The organism is Nocardia shimofusensis NBRC 100134, from assembly GCF_001613125.1.
Lineage (GTDB): Bacteria > Actinomycetota > Actinomycetes > Mycobacteriales > Mycobacteriaceae > Nocardia > Nocardia shimofusensis.
In genome coordinates this window covers 250,164-274,215 of the sequence record NZ_BDBT01000001.1, presented here as the reverse complement: position 1 = coordinate 274,215, position 24,052 = coordinate 250,164, and the positions used below count along the sequence as shown (strand labels likewise).

The following is a 24,052-nucleotide window of genomic DNA, read 5'->3' as shown; positions in this document are numbered from 1 at the left end:
TCTCGCAGGGGGACACCCAGCCTGGTGAATCACACACGGGCCGAACTCCATCCGGCGAATCGGAGGCAGGGAGATCTCTGTCCGGTGAGGCGCGGTCGGGTGGATGTCCGTCCGCGGGATCGCGGGCAGGTGGATCCCCTTCCGGCGATTCCCGGCGGGCCGATTCCCGGCCCGCCGACATCCCGCCGCCCGGATCTCGCCCTGATGGAACGGAGTCCCCCTGATGGAAATCGTGTTGCTCGGCACCGGAGCCGCGGACGGGTGGCCGTCTCCGTTCTGTCGCTGCGCGTCGTGCCGCGACGTCGCTGCCCGCGGCCAGATCCGCGGCCAGACCGCCGCCTTCGTCGACGACGTGCTTCTGCTCGACTGCGGTCCGGAAGTCCCTCGTGCCGCCGTGCGCCTCGGCCGTACTCTCGCCGACGTCCGCCACATCCTGCTCACCCACGCCCACCCCGACCATCTCGACCCGCAGGTTCTGTTGTTCCGATCCTGGATTGACACCGGTCACGACCTGGAGGTGATCGGCCCCGCCGATGCGCTCGACGCCTGCCGTCGGTGGGTGGGGCCGGACGACCCGGTGCGCTTCACCCCCGTCCGGGCGGGCGACCGAACATTCGCCGGGCCATACGAGGTCACCGTCCTGCCCGCCCGGCACCGGGTGTTCCATGACGGCGACACCGTCCTCTACGACATCACCGCCCCGGACGGCGCGCGCGTGCTGTGGGCATGCGACACAGGTCCGTGGCCTGAGTCCTGGTTCGAGGCGGTCCGCGGCGCGGCGTACGACGCAGTGTTCCTGGAGGAAACTTACGGCGACCGATCCGAACTGTCCGACCAGCATCTCGGGCTCCCCGAATTCGCCGACATGCTCACCGGATTACGTGACGCCGCCGCGGTCACCGAGAAGACCGACGTGGTCGCCGTGCACTTAAGCCACCACAATCCACCGATAGAAGAACTGGAGCGACGATTGCGTACGCACGGCGCACGACCGGGTCGCGACGGCGAAGTGGTGCATGCGGGCCTGCCCCCGCGACCGGCCGCCCACCGCACCCTCGTCCTCGGCGGTGTGCGCTCCGGCAAGTCCCGGCACGCCGAAGACCTGCTCGGTTCGCACCCGGCCGTCACCTACGTCGCCACCGGCGGCACCCGCGACGGCGACGCCGAATGGGCCCAGCGGGTCGCGGTGCACCGCGAACGCCGCCCCGCCTCCTGGGACACTCTCGAAACCGACGACGTGGCAACAGCACTCGCCACAGCCACGCGCCCCCTGCTCATCGACTGCCTCGGCACCTGGCTCACCGCGCGCCTCGACGCCCACAAGGTCTGGGAGGGAGCCGATCTCGCGCCCGTCCACACCGATATCGACGATCTCGTCGCCGCCTGGCGCGCCTGCGACGTTCCCGTGATCGCGGTGAGCAACGAAGTCGGCAGCGGGGTGGTACCCGCGTCCGTCTCGGGACGGCTGTTCCGAGATCTGTTGGGAACACTGAACAGTCGGATAGCCGCCGCGTCGGAGTCGGTAGTCCTCGTCGTCGCGGGAATTCCCGTTCCCTTGCGCTGAACGTTTCCTTGCCAGTGCCCAGGGTTGCGTCTCCTCCAAGGGGAGGCAGGGGCTCTTGCGCTTTCTACCAGAGCATGACCGCTGAACTGGTGCTGGAGCGGTCACTGAGCCCGACGGAGCGCGCTAGCTGTTCGAGAAACGCCGGACGGGCAACGGCCTACAGCGCGACCTGCTCATCGCGGCCACGCACAACCTGCTGCCGACGACCCTCCGGAATCTACTTCCTCGGCTCCCGACGGGCCGGGGCATGGGGTCGGGTCAGGCGTGGTCGAAGACCTCGTCGAGGGTTGTCGCGGTCAGCACACTTCGCAACCAGGTCCGCAGTTGTGTGACCTCGGCCTTTGCTATCTGATCGGTGACCTCGATGGGAAGCGGGCCGAACTTGATCGTCAGCAGATCGGTCAGCGCCTCGGCCTGCCCTTCGGCGAGCCCTTCGGCATGTCCCTTGGCCCGGAGTTGTTCGGCGGTTGTCATGACGACCTCCTTCGCTCGGGGTCCGAGCTGATCGATCACCGGGGCCAGATCGTCTTCGCTGGTCTCGCCCACAAGAAAAATGTACTTCACGAGACTGCGCAGGTCATCCAGGCTGCCGGGTGCCTCGATCACGGCCTGCAAGTCGGGGATCTGGGCTAGCAGGTCGGTGCCCAGGTGAGCGTTGCCCGGGACGATCTTGTGGAATACGAAAACCAGCCGTGCTGCGGGGGTGAGCGGGCGCTCGCGCAGGGTCTCCAGGTCGACGGTGGTCAGGTCGTCGAGGAACAGTCGCAGGCTGGGGACGTGATCGCCCAGGGTGGTGCGGGTGCCGGGATCCAGGTCGATCAACTCGGAGAGTTCCGTGGGTGTGTTCCACGGACGGCCGTGGGCAGCGCTGTGGACGACGAGCGGGACGATGGCGGGCAGTGTTCGGGTGTGCGGGTGTTCTTCGAGGTAGCGGTTCCAGATGGAGACCAGGTATTCGGTCATGCGCAGGGGCGCCCGGCGGGCGGGTCGGCGAGTGCTTGCTGTATGAGACATGAGCGACATCAAGGCGAAGCGAAAAACGAACCGGCCCCGGAGGATTGCTCCTCCGGGGCCGGCTCGTGCTCGTTCGGTTGTGCCTCAGCGGGCAGCGCTCATCAGAAGGCGGCTTCGTCCAGCTCCATGATGTCGTTGTCCAGGTTGGCCAGGATGGCGCGGGTCGCGGTCAGCTCCGGCAGCACGTTGCGGGCGAAGAACTGCGCGGTGGCGACCTTGCCCCGGTAGAACGCCTCGTCGGAGCCGTTGTCCTGGGCGGCGATGGCGACCTCGGCCTGGCGCAGCAGCTGCCAGCCGATCAGCAGGTCGCCGACCGAGAGCAGGAAGCGGACCGAGCCCAGGCCGACCTTGTAGAGCTCCTGCGGGTTCTCCTGGGCGCCCATCAGGTGGCCGGTGAGGGTGGCGGCCATGGCCTGCACGTCCTCGAGGGCGGTGGCCAGCAGCTTGCGCTCGGCCTTCAGGCGACCGTTGCCCGCCTCCGCGTCGATGAACTTCTGCACCTGGCCGGCCACGTGGCCCAGGGCCACGCCGCGGTCGCGGGCGATCTTGCGGAAGAAGAAGTCCTGCGCCTGGATCGCGGTGGTGCCCTCGTAGAGGGAGTCGATCTTGGCGTCGCGGATGTACTGCTCGATCGGGTAGTCCTGCAGGAAGCCGGAGCCACCGAAGGTCTGCAGCGACTCGGTCAGGTACTGGTAGGCGCGCTCGGAGCCGACGCCCTTGACGATGGGCAGCAGCAGGTCGTTGACGCGGGCGGCCATGTCGGCGTCCGCGCCGGAGACCTGGGCGGCCACGTCGGCGTCCTGGTGGGCGGCGGTGTAGAGGTACACCGCGCGCAGGCCCTCGGCGTAAGCCTTCTGGGTGGCCAGGCTGCGGCGCACGTCCGGGTGGTGGGTGATGGTGACGCGCGGGGCGTCCTTGGCGTTGGCGGTGAGGTCGGCGCCCTGCACGCGGTTCTTGGCGTAGTCCAGCGCGTTCAGGTAGCCGGTCGACAGGGTGGCGATCGCCTTGGTGCCGACCATCATGCGGGCGTGCTCGATGACCTCGAACATCTGCGCGATGCCGTTGTGCACCTCGCCGACCAGCCAGCCCTGGGCAGGGACGCCGTGGCCGCCGAAGGTGAGCTCACAGGTGGCCGAGACCTTCAGACCCATCTTGTGCTCGACATTGGTGACGAAGACGCCGTTGCGCTCGCCCAGCGCGCCGGTCTCCGGGTCGAAGTGGAACTTGGGCACGAAGAACAGCGACAGGCCCTTGGTGCCCGGGCCCGCGCCCTCGGGACGCGCCAGCACCAGGTGCATGATGTTCGGGAACAGGTCGTCGGAGTCGGCGGAGGTGATGAACCGCTTGACGCCCTCGATGTGCCAGGAGCCGTCTTCCTGCTTGACCGCCTTGGTGCGGCCGGCGCCCACGTCGGAGCCGGCGTCGGGCTCGGTCAGCACCATGGTGGCGCCCCAGCCCTGCTCGACGGCGATCTCGGCCCACTTCTTCTGCTCGTCGGTGGCGTTGTTCCAGAAGATGTTGGCGAAGCCGGGGCCCGCGGCGTACATGAAGGCGGCGGGCTGCGCGCCCAGGATCAGCTCGGCGATGGCCCAGTAGGCCGCGCGCGGGAACTGGATGCCGCCGAGCTCCTCGGATACGGAGAACTTGTCCCAGCCGCCCTCTTCGAGGGTCTTGTAGCTCTTCTTGAAGGACTCGGGGAGCGAGACGGTGTGGGTCTCGGGATCGAAGACCGGCGGGTTGCGGTCGGCGTCGGCGAAGGACTCGCCCAGCGGGCCCTCGGCCAGGCGACGCACCTCGTTGAGCATCTCCTTGACGGTGTCGGTGTCCAGGTCGCCGTAGGCGCCGCTGTCGAGGAGGTTGCCCAGTCCGAGGACCTCGAAGAGGTTGAACTCCAGGTCGCGAACGTTGCTCTTGTAGTGACCCATGTCTGTGTACTCACTCTCCGTTGAGTTGGTGCGGTCGGTGTGTCATGCCGTTCCCGCCCGTTGTCGTCACCGGACCCGTTGCCGGGCAGCCGCATGCTACTCGCGGGTAACTTTCACCTATATTACCGCCGGGTAATGCCTGAGCAAAAGCCCTCGAGGGCAATGTGACCTGAAAAACACGGGCCTGAGGTCCGGGTGAACCCGCAGGTCGGCGCGGTGTGGAGATCACTTCGGGCGCGCGGCTACGGTGAGCTGTGCGCATCGAGACCAGTGCCGGCCCCGCCGACGTCGAGGTGGACATGCCGGGCGAACCGCGATTCCTGCTGCTGCTCACGCACGGCTCCGGCGGCGGCGTGGAGGCGAAAGACATACTGGCCGTTCGTGATTCGGCGGTCGATCTGGGCGCCGTGGTGGCCAGGGTGATGCAGCCCTATCGGGTCGCCGGACGACGCGCCCCCGGCTCGGCGGACAAGCAGGACGCGGCCTGGCTGGAGATCGTCGCCGAGCTACGGGACCGCTATCCGGTCGGGCCGCTGGTGCAGGGCGGGCGCAGCAACGGCGCGCGAGTGGCCTGCCGCACGGCGGTCGCCGCCGGGGCGCGCGGAGTGCTCGCACTGTCGTTTCCGCTGCATCCGCCCGGGAAGCCGGAGAAGACACGACGCGAGGAACTGCTCGCGACCGGCGACATCGAGGTCGTCGTGGTCAACGGGGCGAAGGACCCGTTCGGGGTCCCCGAGGCCGCCGACGCCGCGCAGGTGGGGGTGATCCCGGGGCAGCCGCACTCGTTCCGGACCGGATTCGGCCTGATCGTCGAGATCGTGGAGCCCTGGTTGCGACGCTGGTCGGGGCAGGACTGACCCTTACACCGGTGCGCGGTTGGCCACGATCAGGGCGTCGATCGCGTCGTTGTGCTCGGTGGGCCGCAGCACGCGGTCGGCGATCCGGATATGCATGTCCGGGCTGGTGGCAGCGAGATCGGCCACGATGTCGTCGGGAGTGAACAGGATGGAGGGGTCCTGCGGCCCGCCGTGACCGTCCTCGATGTTGGTGCGGTCGTGGCCGAGGACCAGCAACGTGCCCTCGGGAGCCAGGCGGCTCGCGGCCGCGGCCAGCACCGCGCGGCGCTGCTCGGCGGGGAGGTGCAGGAAGACCATCAGGACCAGCTCGAACGGACCCTGCACCCCGGCCGCGTCCAGATCGGTGACATCGCCGCACTGCCAGGTGATGCGGCTGCGCACCGACCGGGACAGCCGGGTCGCCACGGTCTTGCCCTTGTCCACGGCGACTTGGGAGAAGTCGATGGCATGGACCTTCCACCCGTGGGTGGCCAGCCAGAGCGCATTGCGACCCTCGCCGCAGGCCAAGTCGAGCGCGCGGGGCAGTCCGCTCTCGTCCTGGGCGGAGGCGTGCCGGTGCAGGCTGTAGACGAATTCCACCACCGTGTCGTTGGGCGGCGCGCCCCAGACCAACTCGCTCTGCGCGTAGCGCTCGTCCCAGTCGGTGGCATCCATGTGCGCGAGTCTATTGACTCGCCGACCTGCGTCGAGTCTCGGAACGGGCTGGAGCCCCGTGCTAGAGCCTCGTGTGCATGAGGACCACGTTGTACTGGCTGTGCACCGTGGTGAGGAAGTACAGGTCGCGACCGGTCTGGTACGGGAAGATCGACGGCGCGTACGCGGTGGGCAGTTCGCGGGTGTCGATCAGGGTTTCCGGCGGGCTCCACGGGCCTTCCGGCGACGAGGCGCGTCGCATGACGACCGAGTTGAACGGATCGGTGGTCAGCGAGATGTATTGGCCGAGATAGTCGTTGTACATGACCGACAGCTCGCCGACCCCGTGCATGACCGGAGCGGCCGCGTTCACGTCGTTCTTGCGCCAGCCGTTGCCGTCCCAGTACTCGTACTCGGCGAGATTCTCGATGTGCTGCTCGGGCACGCGCGCGACGAAAGCGGCGTTGTTGCGCCCGGCTCTGGTGCCGTATTCGTAGACGAAGCCACCGCTTTTCAGGAAAGCGTTCATCTGGAAGTTGGCGTTGCCGCCTTCATCGGGTCTGCGGGTGTGGCCCAGGTCGGCCCAGGTCTCGCCGTTGTCGGCGGAAGCGGCCAGGCCGGAGAAATTGGTGGTCCACTGGCCGACGTTGTCCCAGCTCTTGACCGACATCATCGACAGGTATTGCACGCCGTTGGCGGAGATGCCCGCGGTGGGGATGCGGCTGATCTCGACGAACGGGATCTTCGGGCTGGGAATGAGATCCCTGGCCTGGCCGAACACGTCGCGCACGACGCTGTCGAAGTAGATGCCGTGCGCGGGGTTCTTGCTGTGGCTGCGCACCAGGATGTTGGAGCGCCACGCCCACATGCTGCCCGCCAGCAGGTTGGGGAAGCCGATGCCCGCGGTGTCGCCGAACGCGGTGAGCATCTCACCGTGGCCGTTGTCCCACATGATGCCCAGGTCGGTGCCGAAGACGTTGTAGTTGTGCGTGTTGTTGGGGCTGGCCATGCCGGTCACCTGGAACACCGCCTTGGTGCGGCCGGGCAGATTCGGCAGGCCGTTGGTGCCGTTGAGCACCGGAATCGGGTTGATCGCGTTCGGGTTTGCCGTGGCGGGCGTGGTCGCCGACAGAAGCAAGGCCGTAGTACCCGCCAAGGTGGACAGCAGGATGGAGGCGGTCTTCTTCAAGGTTATGGGGCCCTCCGGGTCGCGCCGGAATGGCGCACGACACTCAGCCCCCTCTCTGTGTCCCGAACCACATTCCGACTGGCTGGCAAATCGACGGGAATGTTAGCAGCGAACTCCGCGAAATAGGGACGTTGCAAAACTCATTGGGCAGATGCCCAACCCGGACCCCGATTCTTCGGTCGAGGCGATGATCGTTGTTGTTCTGATGCCGGTCGGCATCCGGTCCGCAACAAAACCGCGTCCGCGATTGTGCGGCTCGCGGGCCTCTGCTCTAATCGTGTACTGCGGTTACCGTCAACAGTGACGGTAATTGAGGAAGCGGAGGAAGAATGCTGCCAGCCGGAATGGACCCACGCACACCCGTGCTCGTCGGCGTCGGGCAGTCGGTGCACCGTAGTGGTGAACCGGGGCTGCCCGGCCCGGTCGAACTCGCCGCCGAAGCGCTGCGCCGCGCGGGCGCCGACAGCGGCGCGGGGGACAAACTGCTGCGCGCCGCGGACGCGATCGCCGCGGTCGCCCCGGTCAGCAAGCCGTACAACGATCTCGGCGCGGCAGTCGCCGCCGCGCTCGGCGCCTCACCCAAGCACACCGTGCAGTCCGCCCGCTTCGGTGGCGACGGCCCGCAGCGCCTGGTCAACTGGGCCGCGCAGGCCATCGCCGACGGCCGCGCCGAAGTCGTGCTCGTCACCGGCGCGGAGGCGGTCGCCTCGGGCAATGCCGCCAAGCGCGCCGGCCTCGCGCCGGACTGGGCCGAGGAGGCCGCCGACGCCGCGCCGAACGAACTGCTCGGCTCCGACAAGGGCCCGAATTCCGATATGGAGACCGCCGCCGGTCTGTGGGGGCCGATCCACTTCTACGCGCTGATGGAGAACGCCCTGCGCGGGCGGCTCGGCCTGAGCGAGGCCGAGCATCTGCAGCGCATCGGCGGGCTCTGGTCGCGGTTCTCCGAGATCGCCGCCGCCAACCCCTACGCCTGGCAGCCGCAGGCCCACACGGTCGAGCAGATCGTCACGGCCACCCGCGACAACCGCATGGTCACCAGCCCCTACCGCAAGCTGATGGTCGCCAATCTCTCCGTCGACCAGGGCGCGGGCCTGATCCTGTGCAGCGCCGCGGCCGCCGACGCCGCGGGCGTCCCGCGCGACAAGTGGGTCTTCCCGCACGGTGGCGCGACCGCCAACGAGGTCTGGTACGTCTCCGAGCGCGCCGACATGGCGGCCTCGCCCGCCATCGCCGCGGCGGGCCGGGAAGCGCTGGCGGGTGCCGGCGTCGGCATCGACGACGTCGCGCACATCGACCTCTACTCGTGCTTCCCGATCGCCGTCGAGGTGGGCGCGGAGGCCTTCGGCCTGCCGATCGACGACCCGAGCCGCCCGCTCTCGCTGACCGGTGGCCTCACCTTCGGCGGCGGCCCCGGCAACAATTACGGCACGCACGGCATCGCCGCCGTCGCCGAGAAGCTGCGCACCGATCCGGGCTCCTACGGCCTGTCCACCTCGCTGGGCTGGTACATCACCAAGCACGGCGTCGGCGTCTACTCCACGCGCCCGCCCGCCCAGCTCTTCCGTGCCGTCGAGGTGCCCACCCCGGACGCCACCCGCGCCACCGCCCCCGGCTACACCGGACCCGCGCGGATCGAATCCTTCACCGTCCCTTACAACAAGGGACACGGCCCCGATCCGGTCGACGAGCCGGACGCGGTCATCATCAGTGCGCTGACCCCCGAAGGCGCCCGTACTCTGGTGCGCGTCACCGATCCCGAAACCGTGGCGGCCTTCATCGAATCGGACCCGATCGGCGCCGCGGTCGATATCGCCGACGGCCGGGTCACCCTGAACACCGAGAGGACTGCCGAATGAGCCAGAGCGTGCTGGTCGAACGTCGTGACGCGATCACCGTTCTCACCATCGACCGCCCCGAAGCCCGCAATGCCGTCGATCTGGCGACCGCGCAGGCGATCGAGGCAGCCGTCGACGCCTTCGAGGAGGACGCCGAGGCCCGCGTGCTGGTGCTGACCGGCGCGGGCGGCAGCTTCTGCGCCGGCATGGATCTCGTCGCCGCGTCCAAGGGCGAGATGCCGATGACGCAGAAGCGCGGCCCGCTCGGCATCACCGCCAAGCCGCCTGCCAAGCCCATGATCTCGGCCGTCGAAGGTTTCGCGCTGGCCGGTGGTTTCGAGCTCGCGCTCGCCGGTGATCTCATCGTCGCCGCGAGCGACGCGCAGTTCGGCATCCCCGAGGTCAAGCGCGGTCTGGTGGCCGCGGGCGGCGGCGTGCTGCGGCTGACCCAGCGGCTGCCGCGTCCGATCGCCGCCGAACTGGCCCTGACCGGCGGCCGGATCTCCGCCGAGCGGCTGTATCAGCTCGGCCTGATCAACCGGGTCACCGAGCCCGGCGGCGCGCTGGACGTGGCGCTGGAACTGGCCGCGGAGATCGTCGCGGCGGCGCCGCTGTCGGTCGCGGCGAGCAAGCGCATCATCGACGAGTCGCCGGACTGGACGCAGGCCGAGGGCTTCGCCAAGCAGGGCGAGATCGCGCTGCCCGCGCTGTTCTCCAAGGATGCCGCCGAGGGCGCGCTCGCCTTCGCAGAGAAGCGCGAGCCCAAGTGGCAGGGTCGCTGAGCGGTAAGGGCGAGATCAGATGACCGAACGCCTCCGGGAGACGCAGGCGCAGCGCCGCGCGCGCACTCGCGCGCGGCTCCTGGACGCGGCCGTCGAGAGCCTGGTGGAGGTCGGCTACGCCGGCACCACCACTCTGGAGGTGCAGAGCCGCGCGGGGGTGCCGCGCGGCACCCTGCAACATCATTTCCCGACCAAGCCGGATCTGCTGGCCGGCGCGGTCGAACACCTCGCCCAGCGTCGATTCGATCAGCTGACAACGGAATTCGCCGCCATCCCGCCCGGCGGCGACCGGCTGTCGGCGGCGGTCGAGCTGACCATGGACATGTTCTCCGGGCCGTCGTTCCTCGCGGCACTGGAGATCTGGGTGGGCGCGCGCACCGATCCCGAACTGCGCGCGGCTTTCCTGCCCTACGAGCACCGGCTGCTGGAGCAGATGCACATCGCCGTGCGCGACCTGTTCCGCGCCGAATTCCCCGACGACCCGCGGGTGCCGACGATCACCGAGTTCACCATCGAGATCGTCACCGGACTGGCGATGCGCGCCCTGCTCACCGGTTACGCCGAGGCCAACCGCCTGTCGCGCGAGCGCTGGGTGAACGCGGTGCGCGTGCTGCTCGGCGGCGCGCCGGCGAACACCCTGCTCGACCCCCGCTGATCGGCGGCTCCATCCGGGCGAGAGTCGCCCGACCATCAGGCGAGATGCGATATCGGAATCGGCTCGCGGTCAGGCGATTACGCGAGAAGCAGCAACGCGCTGATCGCCGCCATCGTGACCGCGGTGGCTCCGTGGATGCCGTAGGCGGCCGCCTTGGGTCCGTTGCTGCGCAGAACGGTCAGTGTGTCGCCGACCGGGATGATGACGGCGACCAGCAGGAACCAGCCCAGCACTTGTGGTGTCGTCCCGGCCAGCAGGACGAAGATGAACAGCCCTGTGGCTGTGTCGCGAATCCCCTTGACCTGCAGCCAGGCTCGGAAGACAGGATCGTCGGTCGGTGTGCCGGGGATGCCGAAGCCGGTCGCGGCCTGCGGTGCCCAGAAGGCGCGCGCCCCCAGGAAGACGACGGCTGCGCCGATCAGTGCGGCGAGTACGCAGGCGATGTTGGTGAGCACGGTGGGTTCCTCCCTCGGAACAGCGTCGCCCAGATCTAGCGGCGCTAGCAGTGAGATCGACGCTAGCGTTTCATCGAAAGAATGTCTAGCACTGCTAGGATTCGGTCATGTCCGCCCTCAGTGATCGCCGCGAACGCGAGCGCGTCCACCGCCATCAGCTGATCATCGCTGCCGCGCGCGAACTCGCGGAGACCGAAGGCTGGGAGGCGGTGACGACACGGCGGCTGGCCGAACGCGTCGAGTACAGCCAGCCGGTGCTCTACAGCCATTTCCACGGCAAGGACGCCATCGTGAGCGCCGTCGCGATGGACGGCTTCGGGGAACTCGCCACCCATCTGCGCCTGGCGCGGCGAGCCGACGCTGATTCCGGTCAGGCTCTGCGCGCCGTCTGCCGCGCCTATCTCGGCTTCGCGGCCGAACGGCCCGCCCTGTATCAGGCCATGTTCATCCTGCCCACCGACCTGAAATTCGCGAGCGCCCAGACGCCGCCTCCGCTGCGCGCCGCGTTCGATGAGTTCGTCCACTGCTTCCCGCCGGACAATCCTCGACGGGAACTGTTCGCCGAAGTCGTCTGGAGTGCATTGCACGGCATGGTGGTGCTGGCGGACAGCGGACGCATTCCCGCGGAAGGTCAGCAGGAGCGGCTCGACTTTCTCGTCACCCGTGTCGCGGGCGTCCGATGAGGCGAGGTTTCGTGCGGAGTCGCTAGTTCGCCTCCGCCTGACCCTCGACGGTGTCGAATTGTTCGAGCAGGACCCGCACGCACGCCTCCGGGTCGTCGTAGAAGGGGGTGTGCCCGCTGCCGAACAGCGTGCGGTGCCGCGCGGTCGGCAGCGCCAGGCGGGCGCGCTTGCTCTGCGTGGCGTAGGTCAGCAGGATGTCGCGATTGCCCCAGGCGACGGTGACCGGGATGTCCGCCAGCGCGCCGATCGCGCCGAACCGCACATCGGCGAACGAGGCCAGCGCCTCCCGGAATCCCGGAGCTCCCGCGGCGCCCTGCGCGGTCTCCAGCGCGGTCTGCCCGTCGAGCGCCCACGGCCGGCCGAAGACCAGGTAGAGGAAGGCGGTGCGGCCCGCCGCGGTGTCGAGCAGGCGCGGAATCACCGGCCGCAGCACCGACATCAGCACCAGCGATTTGCCCAGCGTCTGCTGGCACCAGACCCGGCCGGGAGTGTCCCAGAAGCCGATCGGGGAGTAAGCGGTCACCGAGCGGGCCAAGCCGCGCGCGCCCAGTTGCAGGGTGATGTAGCCGCCCATGGAATTGCCTGCCAGATGCGGCTTCTCGATGCCCTCCTCGGCGAGAAAGTCCGCGAGCGCGTCGGTGAGCGTGGCGACCGTGGTGTGCGGCAAGGGATCCGAGCCTCCGAAGCCGGGCAGGTCCACCGCGATCACCTCGAACCGCTCGGCGAGCGCGGGAATGACCGGTTCCCAGACCTGCCAGCGGCTGCCGATGCCGTGGACCAGGACCAGGGGTTCCCCCGATCCGACGCGATGATGGTTCAACCTGGTCATATCTGTCCCCATACTCCGTTGTTGGCGCTGCGCCGAACGCTAGCAGCCCGTGAGCACGTTTTCGTCCGACCGCGCGGGCCGATCGCGAGTAGGATAAAAGGTATGGCAACCCGTAAGGTCACCCTCTCGCTGGACGAGGCGGCCTGGTCGTACGCCGAACAGGCGGCGGCGCGGGCAGGCATGTCGCCCTCGGCGTGGATATCGCGCGCCGCCAGGCGGGAAGCGGTGCGCATCGGCGTCGGGCCCGCTCCCGATCTCGCCATGGTGATGGCCGAGGCGGCCGCCGACGACGCGGAAATGGCCGCCGCGGAGAAGGCCATGCGTGCGCAGGGGTGAACTGTGGAGCTACCATCCGCACGGCTCGGCCCGGCAGCGCACCGTGGTGATCATCAGCAGTGACGGCATCAACGAGTCGTCGCGGCAGTGGTTGATCGCCGCCGAAGTGCTCGACCGGAATCCGGAGGACATTCTCGCCGTCGCGGTCCCCGACCGCGGCTGGGTGCACGCGGGCAATATCGGCCGCATCTACCGGGGCTGGCTCGCCGACCACATCGACACCATGGACGCCGAGGTGCTCGACCGTGTCGACACCGCCCTGCGCGCCGCGATGGACCTCTAGATCGCCACCGCGATCTCCACTTCCGGCTCCGACCCCGCACCGAGCCCCTCGGCGACCCGCACCGCCTTCTTCAGCGGCAGGATGTAGGTCCCGCGCTTCTTGTCCGGGAACAGCGAGGTCGACCAATCGCTCCCGCCGATGCGCACCCGTACCTTCACCGACCCGAACCCGCCCGCGCGGTGGGCGTAGCGATCATCGATCTCGTCGGCCACCTCCTCCGGCACGGCGAGGAAGAACCAGGCGCCCTCCCCGTCGTGCTCCCACACCCGCGCCGTGAACGAAAACCGCGACTCAGCCACGCCGCGACACTAGCCGCGGGCACCGACAACTCAGGGCAGGGTTCCGAATCGTTAGCCGCCGACCATTGCGTTTATTGCGTTTGTCTCATAATTTTGCCAGTGGAGGTGGTGGCCATGTCCGCCCGTGCGAATCCGAGTGGCGGGGAACTGGAACAGGCCGAGCAAGCTCTGGAAGCGCTGCGCGCCGTAGCCCCGGGCGCCGACACTGTCGACATCACCATCGCCGGAACGGCCGAACCGGTGCACCTCCCGCCCGCAGCTCTGGAGCCACTCCGCGAAGTACTGGCGAACCTGGCGGCCGGCCGAGGCGTCACCGTGATTCCCGCGAACGCGGAACTGACCACCCAACAGGCCGCCGAACTCCTCGGCGTCTCCCGCCCGCACCTCATCAAGCTGCTGCACGAAGGGCGTATCCGATACCGATTGGTGGGCAGGCATCGCCGTATCCTGGCCGCTTCCCTGCTCGAATACCGGCGCACCCAGCAGGGGGAGGCGCGCCGGACGGCCGATCATCTCCCAGGACTGTCCGAAGGCTTCGGATTGTCCTGATAGTTGCCTCCGACGCGCCCGGCGGTGGGCGGGGTCTCCGTGCGGAGCGTTCGGATGCCGCCTTTGCTCCCTGCCGGAATGCAGGCTTTCCGCCGAGGTAGGCGGAGGTTCGGGTCAGCGCGGCGGGGTTGCCGTGATGCCCGCCCGGCGCAGCGCTCGGTGCGCGGCGTTCGCTCCGCACATCCCGTGCGCGCCGGGGCCGGGTGGTGTGGCGGCCGAGCAGAGATAGTTCCCGGGCAGGCCGATGTCGTAGGGCTGCAAGGTCGTTCGCGGGCCGAACATCAACTGGGGAATGTCCTTCGCGCCCGTCATGATGTTGCCGCCGACGTAGTTCGGGTTGTACCGGGCGAACTCCGTGGTGCTGCGCACGGCGGTGCCGACGACCCGATCGCGGAAGCCGGGGGCGAAGCGCTCGATCTGGTCGATGATGGCCGCTGTCGCGTCGCCGGTGTAGCCGTGCGGGACGTGGGCGTAGGTCCACACCGGGTGGATGTCGCCTGCCGAACGCTGCGGATCGGCCAGATACTGCTGCCCGACCAGCACGAAGGGACGTTCGGGCATGCGTCCGCGATGGATGTCGCGTTCGGTCGCCGCGATCTCGGCGAACCCGCCGCCGAGGTGGACCGTGCCCGCCCGCCGCGCGGCGTGTGCGCTCCACGGCACGCCGCCCTCGACCGCGAAGTCGACCTTGAAGGCGCCGGGTCCGTAGCGGAACCTGTGATACGCCTTGCTGGTCCGAGACGGCAGACGGTCGCCGAGGATGTCGGCGACCGCGGTCGGCGACAGGTCCCACATGGTCAGATCCGCCGGGGGCAGATCCGACATCGACCGCACGGGCACGCCGGTCTCGATCTTCCCGCCCAGGTCGCCGAGCGCGGCCGCCATCGCGTCGGCGATCCGCTGCGACCCGCCGCGGGCGACGGCCCAGCCGTAGGTGTGACCCGCGGTGAGGATGCCGAGCCCGATGCTCGCGCTCAGCGGCCGGTGCAGCGGATGGAACGCGTGCGCCGCGACCCCGCCGAACAGGGCTCTCGCCTGCTCGGTCCGGAACGTCTTGGCCAGGGTCGTGGCCGGGGCCAGCGCGGGGAGTCCGAAGCGGGCCAGCGCGATCGGGTGACGAGGGACGCGGAGCAAGGGTCGCATGATGTCGGCACTCATCCGGTCGTAGTTCGCGGCCGGGCGTTCGAACAGCAGCCGCCAGGCGCGGGCGTCGCGGCCCAGGCCGTCCGCGGTCTCGCCGACGGATCGGACCAGCACGCCGGCGCTGTGATCGTCGAGCGGATGAGCGCAGTCGACCTCCGGCCAGGCCCAGGACAATCCGTAGCGCTCGAGGTCGAGGCCGCGCAGGAAGGGAGAACCCACCGCCATCGGGTGGATGGCCGAGCAGTGATCGTGCAGCAGTCCCGGCACGATGGCTTCGCCGCTGCGGGTGCCGCCGCCGATCTCGTCGGCACCCTCCAGCACGGTGACCGCTACCCCGGCCCGGGCCAAGACGACGGCCGACGCCAGACCATTGGGGCCGCTGCCGACCACGATCGCGGTGCTCATGGGTTCTCCCTTCCTCCGTCGGATGGAATCAGCTGACGGTCTGCGGCGCTGGAGCCGGAGCCGGAGCCGGAGCCGGAGCCGGAGCCGGAGCCGGAGCCGGAGCCGGAGCCGCGACCAGCCCGCTGTAGTTCGGCGACCGCCAGGTCACCTGCAGCGGAATGGGGCCGTCGGGCAGCCACGGCTGCGCATCGACCGCGTCGGCGACCTGCCAGGTGCCGCGCTCGACGACGCCGAGCGCCGCGTCGATGACCTGGTAGCGCTGGATGCCCTCGTGGATGGCCTGCGACTCCACCCAGACGACGATCCACTCACCCGGCGCGAAGCCGACCCGCCGCTGCACCGCCTCGATCAGGTCGATGTTGTGCAGATGACCGTCACCGAAGTTGAAGCCGATGAGCGAGTTGCAGGCGAACTCCGCTTCCCGCACGGTCCAGCGGTCGAGATCGGGAATGTGGGTGTACAGCGCGGAGAACAGGCCGCGGCCCTGGCTGTGCATCGACCGCCACGCGATGGTCTGCTGCATGGTCATCTCGGCGACCTCGCGCGGATAGCCCATGGCCAGCAGTTGATCGATCTGGTTCTGCGTCGGGCGGTGCTCCAGGGTGTTCAGCTTCTCCTCGGCGCCGGGCGCGAAGGCCCACAGAGCCGAGGCCCAGTTGCCCGCGTACTGCCGCATGGACGGCAGGAACGACACCAGATCGGGGCGCAGATTGCCGAGCACGGGGAAGAAGACCAGCGCCACGGCGATCAGCGCGAGCAACCACGGCGACGAGAAATCGGCCAGACCGTAACCGCTTTCGTTCGGGAAGCCCAGGAACAGGAACACCGAGAGGTAACCGAACAGCACATTCCATTCCAGCGGCACCGCCAGCGGGAAGGTGGAGGTGATGAAGGCGTGGAAGATCACCATCATGATCACCCCGGCCACGCTCAGCCAGTGGTTGGTGGAGAACAGCAGTACCAGCGGGGTGATGATCTCGACGGTCGTGCCGCCGACGTGGGCGAGGAACGAGGCCGTCTTCGACGGGCGCAGGTCGCGCGGGACGTCGCGGTAGTTCAGCCGCTTGAGCCACTTGCCCGGCACGACCGGGCCGTTGGAGACCATCGGCGGCACCACATTGCTGAAGTGCTTGCCGAACTTGGACACACCCGCGCCGATCCACACCACGCAGATCAGCAGCTTCGCGGCGATGATCATGTCCACGAACGGCAGCGTCGCGAAGAAGACCAGCGCGGGCAGGTACTGCTCGCCGCGCGCGGTGAGGAAGATGGTCTTGTCACGCAGGCCCAACAGCACGTAGAGCACGATCGGGGCGATCAGCAGCGCCGGGTTCACCAGGCCGGAGGTGTTGTCCGGCAGCGCCTCCGACAGCGACGCGCTGCTCACGCCGGGCGCCACGATCGCCGCGACCAGCGTCGTCAGGAACGCCACGTACAACACCGCGTCGAGCACGGTGCGGGTGTCGCCGCTGGTGAACGGCATCCACCGCCACGGCCGCAGCCGGATCGTGCCCGGCCGGGCGAAGAACAGGACGCCGCCGGTCATCGGCTTGAACTTGCCCGCGAGCGGCCCCCACGAGCCGGCGATACCGAGCCCTTCCAGCAGCACCGTCCACAGCACCAGCTTCTGGTAGACCACCGGCTGGTTCCACCACGCCGCGACATCCCAGAACGGGCCGACCCCGGAGGTCCAGGTCGCCAGCGCGACGCCGGCGAGCACCGAGATCAGCGCGACCTTGAGCACATAGATCAGCTGGATCATCCTGGCCGAGCCGAACCCGTAGTCCACCCAGTGCAACGCGAGTATCCGCATGCGCTCGGTGAGTGGTTTCTTCAGGAATTCCCCCGGATCGACGGGAGGAAGTTCTGCTGTTGTGAACCCCATTGTCCGGCCCTTTCTGTCGGATGAAATAGAGCTGTGGAATGAATTGCGCCGACGGGCAAATCGGGCGCAGCATTCACCTGCCCGAAAATTCATTTCGGGTGGGATGCGGTCTGTGTCGAGGGTTTTCTATCCTCCGGCGACGGCGATTGTCGTCTCTGCCGTGGCGGCTGTGGCATCTGCCGTGGCGGCTGTGGCATCTGCCGTGGCGGCGAGGGCCCTCAGCTTCTTCTTGTCGATCTTCCCCACCGCGTTGCGTGGCAGCGCCTCGGTGATGTCGAGCGACACCGGCACCTTGGTGCGGGTCAGCGAAGCCCGGCAGTGCGCGAGGAGTTCGGCGGCATCGACCGTCGTCTCGGGCATCGTCACCACGTACGCCACCGGCACCTCGCCGAGCACCGGGTCCGGCGCGCCGACCACCGCGGATTCCAACACCGCGGGATGCGTGTGCAGGACGTTCTCGATCTCCTTGGGATAGATGTTCTCGCCGCCGCGGATGATCATGTCCTTGATCCGGTCGACCAACACGAGGTAGCCGTCCTCGTCGAGGTAGCCGACGTCGCCGGTGTGCAGCCAGCCGTCGATCACCGTCTGCGCGGTGGCCTCCGGCCTGCCGAGGTAGCCGCGCATCACATTGGCACCGCGGATCACCACCTCGCCGCGTTCGCCGTCGGCCACGAGGCGGCCCTCGGGGTCCATGATCGCCACGGTCTGACCGGGCAGCGCGACGCCGACGGTGCCCGGTTTGCGCGGTCCGGCGGGCGGGTTGAGCGTGGAGGCGCAGGTGCCCTCGGACAATCCGTACCCCTCGACGATCGGGACGCCGAACCGGGATTCGAAGCGGCCGATCAGCTCCGCGGGCATCGGGGCGGCGCCGCAGACCACCCGCCTCAGCGAGGACATGTCGGGCACGGCGCTCGTCGGCTGGGCGACCAGCATGGCGTAGATCGAGGGCACCGCTGAGAAGTAGGTCGGCCGGACTCGTTCGACCACGTCGAAGAAGGCCGACGCCGAGAACCGCCCGGCGATCGTGACGCGGCCGCCCGCCAGCAGCGGCGACAGAATGCTCACGACGATGCCGTTGACGTGGAACAGCGGCAGGATCAGCAGGCTGTGGTCGGTGTTGTCCAGGCCGAACGCCTCCACCACCATGTCGCACATGGCCGCGACGTTGCCGTGCTCGAGTACCACGCCCTTCGGCTGCCCGGTGGTGCCGCTGGTGTAGATGATCAGCGCGGGTGCGTCCGACTCCGGCGTGACGGCCTCGTGCACGCCCTCCTCGACGCCGGCGCCCGCCACCTCGGCCATGGCCAGCGTCCCCGCCTCCTCGCCGGTCACGGTGACCACCACCGAGGCAGCGCTGTCGCGCACCTGGTAGCCGATCTCCTCGGCGGTGGAGTCCGGCCGCACCGGCGTGACCGCCGCGCCCAGCCGCCACGCGGCGAACATGATCACGGCGAATTCGAGACGATTCGGAAGAACCACCGCGACGACATCGCCCTGTCGAATTCCGTGGGCGTAGAGAATGGTCGCTGCCGCCCGCACCCGGCGGGCGAAAGATTGGTTGTCCAGTTGTTCGCGATCGTCTGCGATGCACGCGCCGCTGGGATGCCACGTGGCGCGGAACTCCGGCAAACCGACAATATGGTGCACGATTCCCTCACCGGGTCGATGTGATGCGGATTACATCGCAAAGGTATGCCCGGCGACGGGGCAGCGGCTACGGGCCCGCGCCCCAGAGTCTTCATCCGGCTTTGTGCCGACAGCACAACAAGCTGGGGAAAGCACCCGAACCACAGCAAACCCTCCGGTACGGTCCGGGCATGAGTACGGACGTCGACGAGGCCACCCGCGCGGTCGCCGAACGTCTCAGGGCTGATTTCGATCCGATCATCGCCGAGATCACCACGATGTTCATCGACCGGATTCCGGAGTTCCACCACGACGACGAAGTGCGGCGGCTGATGATCGCCAGCACCGCGTCCAACCTCGCCGCCATCATCGACATGCTCGCGCTCAGCGCCTCCCGCGACGACATCACCGTGCCGCTGGCCGCCGCCGAATACGCCCGCCGCGTCGCCCAGCAGGGCATGGCCCCCGAGGCGTTGCTGCGCGCCTACCGTCTCGGCGAGCACTGGCTCACCCAGCGGATCATCGGTGAACTCCGCACCTGCGAGCTGCCCGCCGAACTCGCGCTGGAGACCGCGGGCCGCGGCGCGACGGTGGTCAACACCTACATCGACCGCGTCATCGAAGGCATCGTCGACATCTACGAAAGCGAGCGCAGGCGCTGGGACATGCGCTCGGACACCATGCGGGCCGCGCAGATCCGCGCGGTGCTCGACACCGAGAACCTGGACCTGGCGTCGGCCGAACACATGCTGGCCACCTCCCTGCGCGGATGGCACCTGGCCGCCATCGTCTCGGTCCGCAAGGCTGCTGTCCCCGCGAGCGACCTGCTGCGCGCGGGCGTCGCGATGCTCACCGCCGCCACCGGCAAGGAACCGCTCACCGCGCTCATCGACGAACAGAACTGCTGGGTGTGGATCTCCTCGGCGGGCAAACCGTCCCTCGACGTCGAACGACTCGAACGAGACCTCACCCGCCGGAGAGGCATTCACGTCGCGGTCGGCGACCTGGGCGCCGGCCTCGACGGCTTCCGTCAGACCTTCCGCGACGCCCAGCGCGCCCGCAACCTCGCCCTGCTCGCCGACAGCGGCTCACCCCTGACCCTGCACACCCGAGTGGCACTGACCGGCCTGCTGATGGACCACCTGCCCGACACCAGAGCCTGGGTGCACCGCGTTCTCGGCGAACTCATGCGCGAGGACGAGACCACCGCCCGCCTGCGCGAAACCGTGCGCACCTATCTGGACTGCCGTGGCAGCCTCACCGACGCCGCCGCCCGCATGCACATCCACAAGAACACCGTCCACTACCGCATCCGCCGCGCGGAGGAAGTGCTCGGCCACTCGTTGACCGTGGACCGGCTCGATGTCGAAGTCGCGCTGCGGGTATCCGAACAACTGGGTATGGCCCGCCCGAGCTGACCCCCCGCCTACCGCCGCCGCACGCCCGCCGTCCTCGCGGCCCGTGAGCAGTCCGGGAACTCGCCGAGCAGCGAGGTCGGCGGGATCAGTCCGCGAGTTGCGCGAGTACCGCCAGGTTGGCTGCCATACCGTCCCGCCAGACCGCCAGCCGGTGAGCGAGAATCCTGCCCTCTTTCTCCGGATGCTGGTCGATGAACGCCGAAAGCGGTGACCGTCCCGTACCCACCTTCGCCCACTGCCGAACGACAGCGCCGCCGTCACTCGCGGACTCGACCTCGAAGCCCCAGACGGCCACCGGCGCTTCCGCCGGCCCCACCCGCCACACCCAGCGGCGCCCCTCTTCGACCTCGATGATCTCCGGCTCGGTGTACCACTCGCCCATTTGGTCGCTGGCGTTGTAGCCACGGAATCGGGCACCGACGGCGACCCCGGTCGCGCCGTCCAACCACTCCACCTTCTGCAACTCGCCATCGGCTCGCGTGGGCAACTCGATGTCGGTGACCAGTTCCCAGGCCCGCTCGGGACTGCAGGCCAGACGCTCGGTGACCTCGACGGTGGGGGTATCGCGCAGACGCATAGGGTTCCTTCGGATCTCGGCCGGTGTTCGACGCGGTGCGACACCGATACCGGCATCTCCGCCATTCCAGTTTCCATCGCGGACAGGAGAAGTGGAAGCCGCTGTCACGCCCGAGGTACCAAGCCCGAGTCGGCAACGCGACCAGACCGACGGCACCACCGTCGCCCGTCATCGAGCCGGAAGCGCGACAAGATCGCGTACGAGGTGATGCGAACTCAGCGCCGAATCTCCTACCTGGCTACGAAGTCGACGGCCGTCTCAACATTGCCCGGCTGCATTCCGGTGTCGGTCAAGACCTTGAAATCGCACCTGCTCCGCAAACCGTACCAGCGCCCTCTGTCGATTCGGATACTCGAGTGAAGGAGATAGTCGGGAGGAATGTTGGCATGGTTGTCGGAGTATCCCGCAATGCCGTTGATCGTAGTGCGGCAACTCATCGAACCGTAGACAACGCTACGAGTGGTCGGCGTCATCTTCAGCGCCCAGGCGAAGGTGGCGGTGCCATAGTCCATCTGTCCGGTGAACCGAGCGACGGCGTTCTCGTACTCTTTGTACGGTGAGCTCGCAGTGAACTCGAGATTTGCGGGATTGGGCACCGCGCCAGCAAATGCCGCCGTGACCGTCAGGACGGTCACGGACGCGCACAGTGCAGAAACCAACCTCTTCATTTGTTCCCCCCGTTGATATTGCGCCTAGATCTCCACCCAGGATATTGCCACGGCGCGCCGATCGTGCGAATCCTGCTGAGCAAGCTCGTAATCTACATCGACGACATCTCCGATCCGGATTTCGTCGAAACTTCTTCCCCGGAGAGAGTCCAAGCCGAACCAGATGTGGTCACCGGTTTCGCACTCGATGATCCCGGTAGCCCGCTTCCTGTTCCAGCGCCAAATCGTGCCGCGCGCATGGTGAACCCCCTCATTCTGCATTCAATAGAGTCTACGACGCCGACGGGCCCCCTGCAAGGCCTCCCTGTGCGACAGCGTCATCCGGGGCGGGTGGCGATCCGAACCTTATGTGGCTCAGCGCGTCCACGCGTCTTTCCCGGTTCTGATACCGCGCCTTTGTAATCGTCTTGATAACCGGCATATTCGCGCAGTGCTGACGTGAAGTACGAGAACGGCTCGGATGGGATGCGCTTCAATCCGGCATAGTGTGCACGAAATCCGGGGAGCTTCAGGGTTTCAGATTGCCCCTCGTTGACCGAATTTCGTGGCATGTATGTGGCACGCCGGTCCTTGGCCGGCTTCCCCGCCCCTACCCAGGGCCTGCCTGTCCCGCGCGGCGGCCAATCGGTCAGAGTCAGCACGCCTACTCCCTTCCCTTGGTGGGTGCTCCACAGTGCGTCAGCCGCCGACAAGTCGGCCATCGCTGACCGTGTGCAGTGCGGTGATCACACGTATACAGCAGCTACTCGCGGATTAATTTGCGCCAGTTGGATTTTCGGCGATCACAGAGTTAGGTTGAAAGGTTCACTGGCACTCGGCCGGTGACTCGATCACAGGAGACGACTTGTCCCTCAGTACCCGTATCGCCGCGTCCGTTCTCGCCGCGGGCGCGATTACCGCACTCACGGCCGGGCTGGGCGCGGGCACCGCGAGCGCGGCCACGTATCTGGGCCACTACTCCGGCTACAACGCCGAGTGGGCGTGCAACGCCGACAAGCTCGCCGTCGGCTACGTGCCTGATGCGGTGGTGCTGTGCGACGAGCTCAGCGGCAACCGGTTCCGACTGTCGGTGGTGCCGCATTCGGAGCTCCCGCTGCACCTGCTCACGCTGACCGCGACCGGCAGCTTCGACGGCCTCTTCTAGCTAGTAGGGCGCGTGTCGAAGTGAGGGCGGACTGCCAGCCTGCCCTCACTGGTGGTGTAGGAACCTGGCCTAGCATCCATCTCTAGGAGAGATCTCTTCGTCCCGAAGGATGAACCCTCGGTCCGGTGGGTGTGGCCCAGTGCCGCTGAGCTGCAAGGACAGGGCATCCTGTTTCGGGCGAGACCCTTCACGCACAAGTCCTCCACGTACACCGCTTGGTTCTCGCGAATGATCCGTGTGGAGTGCTTGTGCGCCCAGTCCCGCCGCGTATCCGCCACCCTGGCGTGCGCGCGAGCGACTTTCAGCCGGGCCTTGGCCCGGTTCTTCCGCATCCTTGATCACCGTCACCGACGAAGGGTCCGAGGGAAGTTCCCGCGACCACGCGACCTTCGCCTCCCCGATCTTCGGCAGGCGCAACTTGCAGCCAAACGTGACCGCGAACCGAGAGTTCTTCGTGAACCTGATCGCCTGCCGCGTGTCTCGCCGAGACCTGAACCGAGGCGGGCCGATTCGTGCGCCCTTCAGCTTCCCCGTCACCGGGGCGAAGAAGTTCCGATACGCGGTGTTCACGTCAGCTAACGCCGGCTGCAACACCACGCTCGACACTTCGCCCAGCCAAGCCCGTTCCGGGGTTGCCTTGGAGGCGGTGAGCCGCTTCGACAACTCGGCGTCGCTGAGACGTTCGCTCTTCTCGAACGCTTCCATTCGAGCGGCGAGGGCATCGTTGTACTCCACACGCGCACAACCGAACGCCTGAGCCGGCTTGATCTGCTGGCCGGGTGTCGGGTAAGCGCGGTAACTGAACCGAAGCTGCACCCCCTTGACTCTGCTATGGGGAAAGTCCAATCTTGTTGCTGAGCAGTGTGATTCACGGTTCGCTGTAGAGCATGCTCGGGCCTTAGCGGCCCTTTCGTGTGGGCCTTCACCCCCGCCCTGAAGGGCGAAGCACCAGACCACATTTTGGTAGCCGATCAGGTCCAGCCGCCCATCATCGAGGCGTTGTCGTCGTTGTGGAACCGGGCGATACGCTCGCGGACCGCCGCGTCGGCGGTCTCGGTGTCGTCGTCGACCCGCTGGAGGGCGCCGGCGATGGTCGTGCCTCCCTCTACCTCTACTTCGATTTCCTTTCATCGAGCGATTTCCGGGTTCCCTGGCCGGGGCTCGAGAGCGCGCTCCTGTGGCCCGCAAGGGTCTTCAGCGTGGCTGGAAGCAACTGGTGGTGCGTGTCCGCTCACGGTGTCGGCGGGCATGGGAGTGTGGTCGAGTTCGGGCCAGGCTTTCCGCATGGCCTC

Annotated in this window: 27 protein-coding genes and 1 pseudogene; 12 read left to right on the top strand and 16 right to left on the bottom strand. The window is 68.0% G+C overall.

Translation table 11 applies throughout. The features are described 5' to 3' along the window. Window positions 1–223: 223 nt before the first annotated feature. A complete protein-coding gene (locus NS3_RS01280) occupies window positions 224–1,564 on the top strand; it encodes a bifunctional adenosylcobinamide kinase/adenosylcobinamide-phosphate guanylyltransferase (RefSeq protein WP_067852398.1) in 1,341 nt (446 codons plus the stop codon). A 258-nt stretch (window positions 1,565–1,822) separates the two neighbouring features. On the opposite strand, the gene NS3_RS01275 is transcribed toward NS3_RS01280, so the two are convergent. Continuing rightward, window positions 1,823–2,578 carry an Rpn family recombination-promoting nuclease/putative transposase gene (locus tag NS3_RS01275; protein ID WP_169811577.1) on the bottom strand — a complete coding sequence of 252 codons (756 nt, stop codon included), beginning with the start codon at window positions 2,576–2,578 and terminating at the stop codon, window positions 1,823–1,825. A gap of 101 nt (window positions 2,579–2,679) precedes the next feature. After that, window positions 2,680–4,503, bottom strand: a complete 1,824-nt coding sequence (locus tag NS3_RS01270; protein WP_067852394.1) for an acyl-CoA dehydrogenase — start codon at window positions 4,501–4,503, stop codon at window positions 2,680–2,682. Between the two features lie 254 nt (window positions 4,504–4,757). Between NS3_RS01270 and NS3_RS01265 the strand changes: the two genes are divergently transcribed. Beyond that, window positions 4,758–5,360 (top strand): alpha/beta hydrolase family protein, encoded by a 603-nt coding sequence (locus NS3_RS01265; protein WP_067852392.1) that lies wholly within the window; start codon window positions 4,758–4,760, stop codon window positions 5,358–5,360. Between the two features lie 3 nt (window positions 5,361–5,363). On the opposite strand, the gene NS3_RS01260 is transcribed toward NS3_RS01265, so the two are convergent. Both NS3_RS01260 and NS3_RS01255 read right to left on the bottom strand, forming a co-directional pair. After that, window positions 5,364–6,014 (bottom strand): class I SAM-dependent methyltransferase, encoded by a 651-nt coding sequence (locus NS3_RS01260; RefSeq protein WP_067852390.1) that lies wholly within the window; start codon window positions 6,012–6,014, stop codon window positions 5,364–5,366. 61 nt (window positions 6,015–6,075) lie between these two features. Beyond that, window positions 6,076–7,182, bottom strand: coding sequence for a glycoside hydrolase family 183 protein (locus NS3_RS01255; RefSeq protein ID WP_067852388.1), 1,107 nt, complete (start codon window positions 7,180–7,182; stop codon window positions 6,076–6,078). A gap of 329 nt (window positions 7,183–7,511) precedes the next feature. Between NS3_RS01255 and NS3_RS01250 the strand changes: the two genes are divergently transcribed. Genes NS3_RS01250 through NS3_RS01240 form a run of 3 tightly spaced genes read left to right on the top strand, consistent with a single transcriptional unit; the run spans window position 7,512 to window position 10,457 of the window. Continuing rightward, the gene (locus NS3_RS01250; protein ID WP_067852386.1) at window positions 7,512–9,041 is read left to right on the top strand and encodes a TLP1 C-terminal extension domain-containing protein; all 1,530 of its coding nucleotides are present in this window, start codon (window positions 7,512–7,514) and stop codon (window positions 9,039–9,041) included. After that, window positions 9,038–9,802, top strand: a complete 765-nt coding sequence (locus tag NS3_RS01245; protein WP_067852384.1) for a crotonase/enoyl-CoA hydratase family protein — start codon at window positions 9,038–9,040, stop codon at window positions 9,800–9,802. The genes NS3_RS01250 and NS3_RS01245 overlap by 4 nt, the downstream gene beginning before the upstream one ends. A 19-nt stretch (window positions 9,803–9,821) precedes the next feature. Continuing rightward, window positions 9,822–10,457, top strand: a complete 636-nt coding sequence (locus NS3_RS01240; protein ID WP_067852382.1) for a TetR/AcrR family transcriptional regulator — start codon at window positions 9,822–9,824, stop codon at window positions 10,455–10,457. Between the two features lie 77 nt (window positions 10,458–10,534). On the opposite strand, the gene NS3_RS01235 is transcribed toward NS3_RS01240, so the two are convergent. Then, window positions 10,535–10,912, bottom strand: coding sequence for a DUF4267 domain-containing protein (locus tag NS3_RS01235; RefSeq protein WP_067852380.1), 378 nt, complete (start codon window positions 10,910–10,912; stop codon window positions 10,535–10,537). A 107-nt stretch (window positions 10,913–11,019) separates the two neighbouring features. Here NS3_RS01235 and NS3_RS01230 point away from each other — a divergent pair, with 107 nt between their 5' ends. Further along, a complete protein-coding gene (locus NS3_RS01230; protein WP_067852378.1) occupies window positions 11,020–11,595 on the top strand; it encodes a TetR/AcrR family transcriptional regulator in 576 nt (191 codons plus the stop codon). A gap of 22 nt (window positions 11,596–11,617) precedes the next feature. Here the strand turns inward: NS3_RS01230 and NS3_RS01225 are convergent, their stop codons facing one another. Beyond that, window positions 11,618–12,424 carry an alpha/beta fold hydrolase gene (locus NS3_RS01225; protein WP_067852376.1) on the bottom strand — a complete coding sequence of 269 codons (807 nt, stop codon included), beginning with the start codon at window positions 12,422–12,424 and terminating at the stop codon, window positions 11,618–11,620. A gap of 102 nt (window positions 12,425–12,526) precedes the next feature. On the opposite strand from NS3_RS01225, the gene NS3_RS01220 reads away from it, so the two are divergent. Further along, window positions 12,527–12,760 (top strand): hypothetical protein, encoded by a 234-nt coding sequence (locus tag NS3_RS01220; RefSeq protein ID WP_067852374.1) that lies wholly within the window; start codon window positions 12,527–12,529, stop codon window positions 12,758–12,760. Further along, window positions 12,747–13,043, top strand: coding sequence for a type II toxin-antitoxin system PemK/MazF family toxin (locus NS3_RS01215; RefSeq protein WP_067852372.1), 297 nt, complete (start codon window positions 12,747–12,749; stop codon window positions 13,041–13,043). Before NS3_RS01220 ends, NS3_RS01215 begins: the two co-directional genes overlap by 14 nt. Here NS3_RS01215 and NS3_RS01210 read toward each other — a convergent pair. Continuing rightward, window positions 13,040–13,342 (bottom strand): DUF1905 domain-containing protein, encoded by a 303-nt coding sequence (locus NS3_RS01210; RefSeq protein ID WP_067852370.1) that lies wholly within the window; start codon window positions 13,340–13,342, stop codon window positions 13,040–13,042. The two genes, NS3_RS01215 and NS3_RS01210, sit on opposite strands and share 4 nt — an antisense overlap. Before the next feature lie 114 nt (window positions 13,343–13,456). On the opposite strand from NS3_RS01210, the gene NS3_RS01205 reads away from it, so the two are divergent. Beyond that, window positions 13,457–13,891, top strand: a complete 435-nt coding sequence (locus NS3_RS01205) for a helix-turn-helix domain-containing protein (protein ID WP_067852773.1) — start codon at window positions 13,457–13,459, stop codon at window positions 13,889–13,891. A 114-nt stretch (window positions 13,892–14,005) separates the two neighbouring features. Here NS3_RS01205 and NS3_RS01200 read toward each other — a convergent pair whose 3' ends face one another. From NS3_RS01200 to NS3_RS01190, 3 genes are all read right to left on the bottom strand, one after another. Further along, window positions 14,006–15,439 (bottom strand): phytoene desaturase family protein, encoded by a 1,434-nt coding sequence (locus NS3_RS01200; protein WP_067852368.1) that lies wholly within the window; start codon window positions 15,437–15,439, stop codon window positions 14,006–14,008. 28 nt (window positions 15,440–15,467) lie between these two features. Then, on the bottom strand, window positions 15,468–17,324 hold the full coding sequence (locus NS3_RS01195) for a DUF3556 domain-containing protein (RefSeq protein ID WP_084494932.1): 1,857 nt from the start codon (window positions 17,322–17,324) through the stop codon (window positions 15,468–15,470). Window positions 17,325–17,450: 126 nt separating this feature from the next. Continuing rightward, window positions 17,451–18,974: a class I adenylate-forming enzyme family protein gene (locus NS3_RS01190; RefSeq protein ID WP_067852366.1), complete on the bottom strand. Its 1,524-nt coding sequence runs from the start codon at window positions 18,972–18,974 to the stop codon at window positions 17,451–17,453. Between the two features lie 170 nt (window positions 18,975–19,144). Between NS3_RS01190 and NS3_RS01185 the strand changes: the two genes are divergently transcribed. Continuing rightward, window positions 19,145–20,371, top strand: coding sequence for a PucR family transcriptional regulator (locus tag NS3_RS01185; protein ID WP_067852364.1), 1,227 nt, complete (start codon window positions 19,145–19,147; stop codon window positions 20,369–20,371). 85 nt (window positions 20,372–20,456) lie between these two features. Here the strand turns inward: NS3_RS01185 and NS3_RS01180 are convergent, their stop codons facing one another. From NS3_RS01180 to NS3_RS28775, 4 genes are all read right to left on the bottom strand, one after another. Beyond that, window positions 20,457–20,948 (bottom strand): SRPBCC family protein, encoded by a 492-nt coding sequence (locus NS3_RS01180; RefSeq protein WP_067852362.1) that lies wholly within the window; start codon window positions 20,946–20,948, stop codon window positions 20,457–20,459. Window positions 20,949–21,178: 230 nt separating this feature from the next. Continuing rightward, window positions 21,179–21,583: a hypothetical protein gene (locus NS3_RS01175; protein WP_157101094.1), complete on the bottom strand. Its 405-nt coding sequence runs from the start codon at window positions 21,581–21,583 to the stop codon at window positions 21,179–21,181. Window positions 21,584–21,640: 57 nt separating this feature from the next. Continuing rightward, window positions 21,641–21,877 (bottom strand): hypothetical protein, encoded by a 237-nt coding sequence (locus NS3_RS01170; protein WP_067852358.1) that lies wholly within the window; start codon window positions 21,875–21,877, stop codon window positions 21,641–21,643. Window positions 21,878–21,933: 56 nt separating this feature from the next. Next, complete coding sequence (locus NS3_RS28775; RefSeq protein ID WP_157101093.1) at window positions 21,934–22,257, bottom strand: hypothetical protein; 324 nt, start codon at window positions 22,255–22,257, stop codon at window positions 21,934–21,936. 203 nt (window positions 22,258–22,460) lie between these two features. On the opposite strand from NS3_RS28775, the gene NS3_RS01165 reads away from it, so the two are divergent. Continuing rightward, a complete protein-coding gene (locus tag NS3_RS01165) occupies window positions 22,461–22,760 on the top strand; it encodes a hypothetical protein (protein ID WP_067852356.1) in 300 nt (99 codons plus the stop codon). On the opposite strand, the gene NS3_RS29875 is transcribed toward NS3_RS01165, so the two are convergent. Further along, on the bottom strand, window positions 22,757–23,092 hold the full coding sequence (locus tag NS3_RS29875) for a transposase (RefSeq protein WP_245649397.1): 336 nt from the start codon (window positions 23,090–23,092) through the stop codon (window positions 22,757–22,759). The genes NS3_RS01165 and NS3_RS29875 overlap by 4 nt on opposite strands. Before the next feature lie 2 nt (window positions 23,093–23,094). Between NS3_RS29875 and NS3_RS29870 the strand changes: the two genes are divergently transcribed. Further along, entirely contained in the window at window positions 23,095–23,517 is a 423-nt protein-coding gene (locus NS3_RS29870) for a hypothetical protein (RefSeq protein WP_067852354.1), read from the top strand. On the opposite strand, the pseudogene NS3_RS29865 reads toward NS3_RS29870, so the two are convergent. Then, window positions 23,505–23,891, bottom strand: a pseudogene (locus NS3_RS29865) (hypothetical protein); the annotation flags it as partial. The gene NS3_RS29870 and the pseudogene NS3_RS29865 sit on opposite strands and share 13 nt — an antisense overlap. Window positions 23,892–24,052 lie beyond the last annotated feature (161 nt).

What these genes read in the sequence shown, in the direction of transcription:
- NS3_RS01205 (WP_067852773.1), top strand. Translation starts at nt 13,457, where the DNA reads ATGTCCGCCCGTGCGAATCCGAGTGGCGGGGAACTGGAACAGGCCGAG.
- NS3_RS01220 (WP_067852374.1), top strand. Translation starts at nt 12,527, where the DNA reads ATGGCAACCCGTAAGGTCACCCTCTCGCTGGACGAGGCGGCCTGGTCG.
- NS3_RS01240 (WP_067852382.1), top strand. Translation starts at nt 9,822, where the DNA reads ATGACCGAACGCCTCCGGGAGACGCAGGCGCAGCGCCGCGCGCGCACT.
- NS3_RS29875 (WP_245649397.1), bottom strand. Translation starts at nt 23,092, where the DNA reads ATGCGGAAGAACCGGGCCAAGGCCCGGCTGAAAGTCGCTCGCGCGCAC.
- NS3_RS01185 (WP_067852364.1), top strand. Translation starts at nt 19,145, where the DNA reads ATGAGTACGGACGTCGACGAGGCCACCCGCGCGGTCGCCGAACGTCTC.
- NS3_RS01225 (WP_067852376.1), bottom strand. Translation starts at nt 12,424, where the DNA reads ATGACCAGGTTGAACCATCATCGCGTCGGATCGGGGGAACCCCTGGTC.
- NS3_RS01275 (WP_169811577.1), bottom strand. Translation starts at nt 2,578, where the DNA reads ATGTCTCATACAGCAAGCACTCGCCGACCCGCCCGCCGGGCGCCCCTG.
- NS3_RS01195 (WP_084494932.1), bottom strand. Translation starts at nt 17,324, where the DNA reads ATGGGGTTCACAACAGCAGAACTTCCTCCCGTCGATCCGGGGGAATTC.
- NS3_RS01245 (WP_067852384.1), top strand. Translation starts at nt 9,038, where the DNA reads ATGAGCCAGAGCGTGCTGGTCGAACGTCGTGACGCGATCACCGTTCTC.
- NS3_RS01170 (WP_067852358.1), bottom strand. Translation starts at nt 21,877, where the DNA reads ATGCAGAATGAGGGGGTTCACCATGCGCGCGGCACGATTTGGCGCTGG.
- NS3_RS01230 (WP_067852378.1), top strand. Translation starts at nt 11,020, where the DNA reads ATGTCCGCCCTCAGTGATCGCCGCGAACGCGAGCGCGTCCACCGCCAT.
- NS3_RS01200 (WP_067852368.1), bottom strand. Translation starts at nt 15,439, where the DNA reads ATGAGCACCGCGATCGTGGTCGGCAGCGGCCCCAATGGTCTGGCGTCG.
- NS3_RS01180 (WP_067852362.1), bottom strand. Translation starts at nt 20,948, where the DNA reads ATGCGTCTGCGCGATACCCCCACCGTCGAGGTCACCGAGCGTCTGGCC.
- NS3_RS01250 (WP_067852386.1), top strand. Translation starts at nt 7,512, where the DNA reads ATGCTGCCAGCCGGAATGGACCCACGCACACCCGTGCTCGTCGGCGTC.
- NS3_RS01280 (WP_067852398.1), top strand. Translation starts at nt 224, where the DNA reads ATGGAAATCGTGTTGCTCGGCACCGGAGCCGCGGACGGGTGGCCGTCT.
- NS3_RS01270 (WP_067852394.1), bottom strand. Translation starts at nt 4,503, where the DNA reads ATGGGTCACTACAAGAGCAACGTTCGCGACCTGGAGTTCAACCTCTTC.
- NS3_RS01260 (WP_067852390.1), bottom strand. Translation starts at nt 6,014, where the DNA reads ATGGATGCCACCGACTGGGACGAGCGCTACGCGCAGAGCGAGTTGGTC.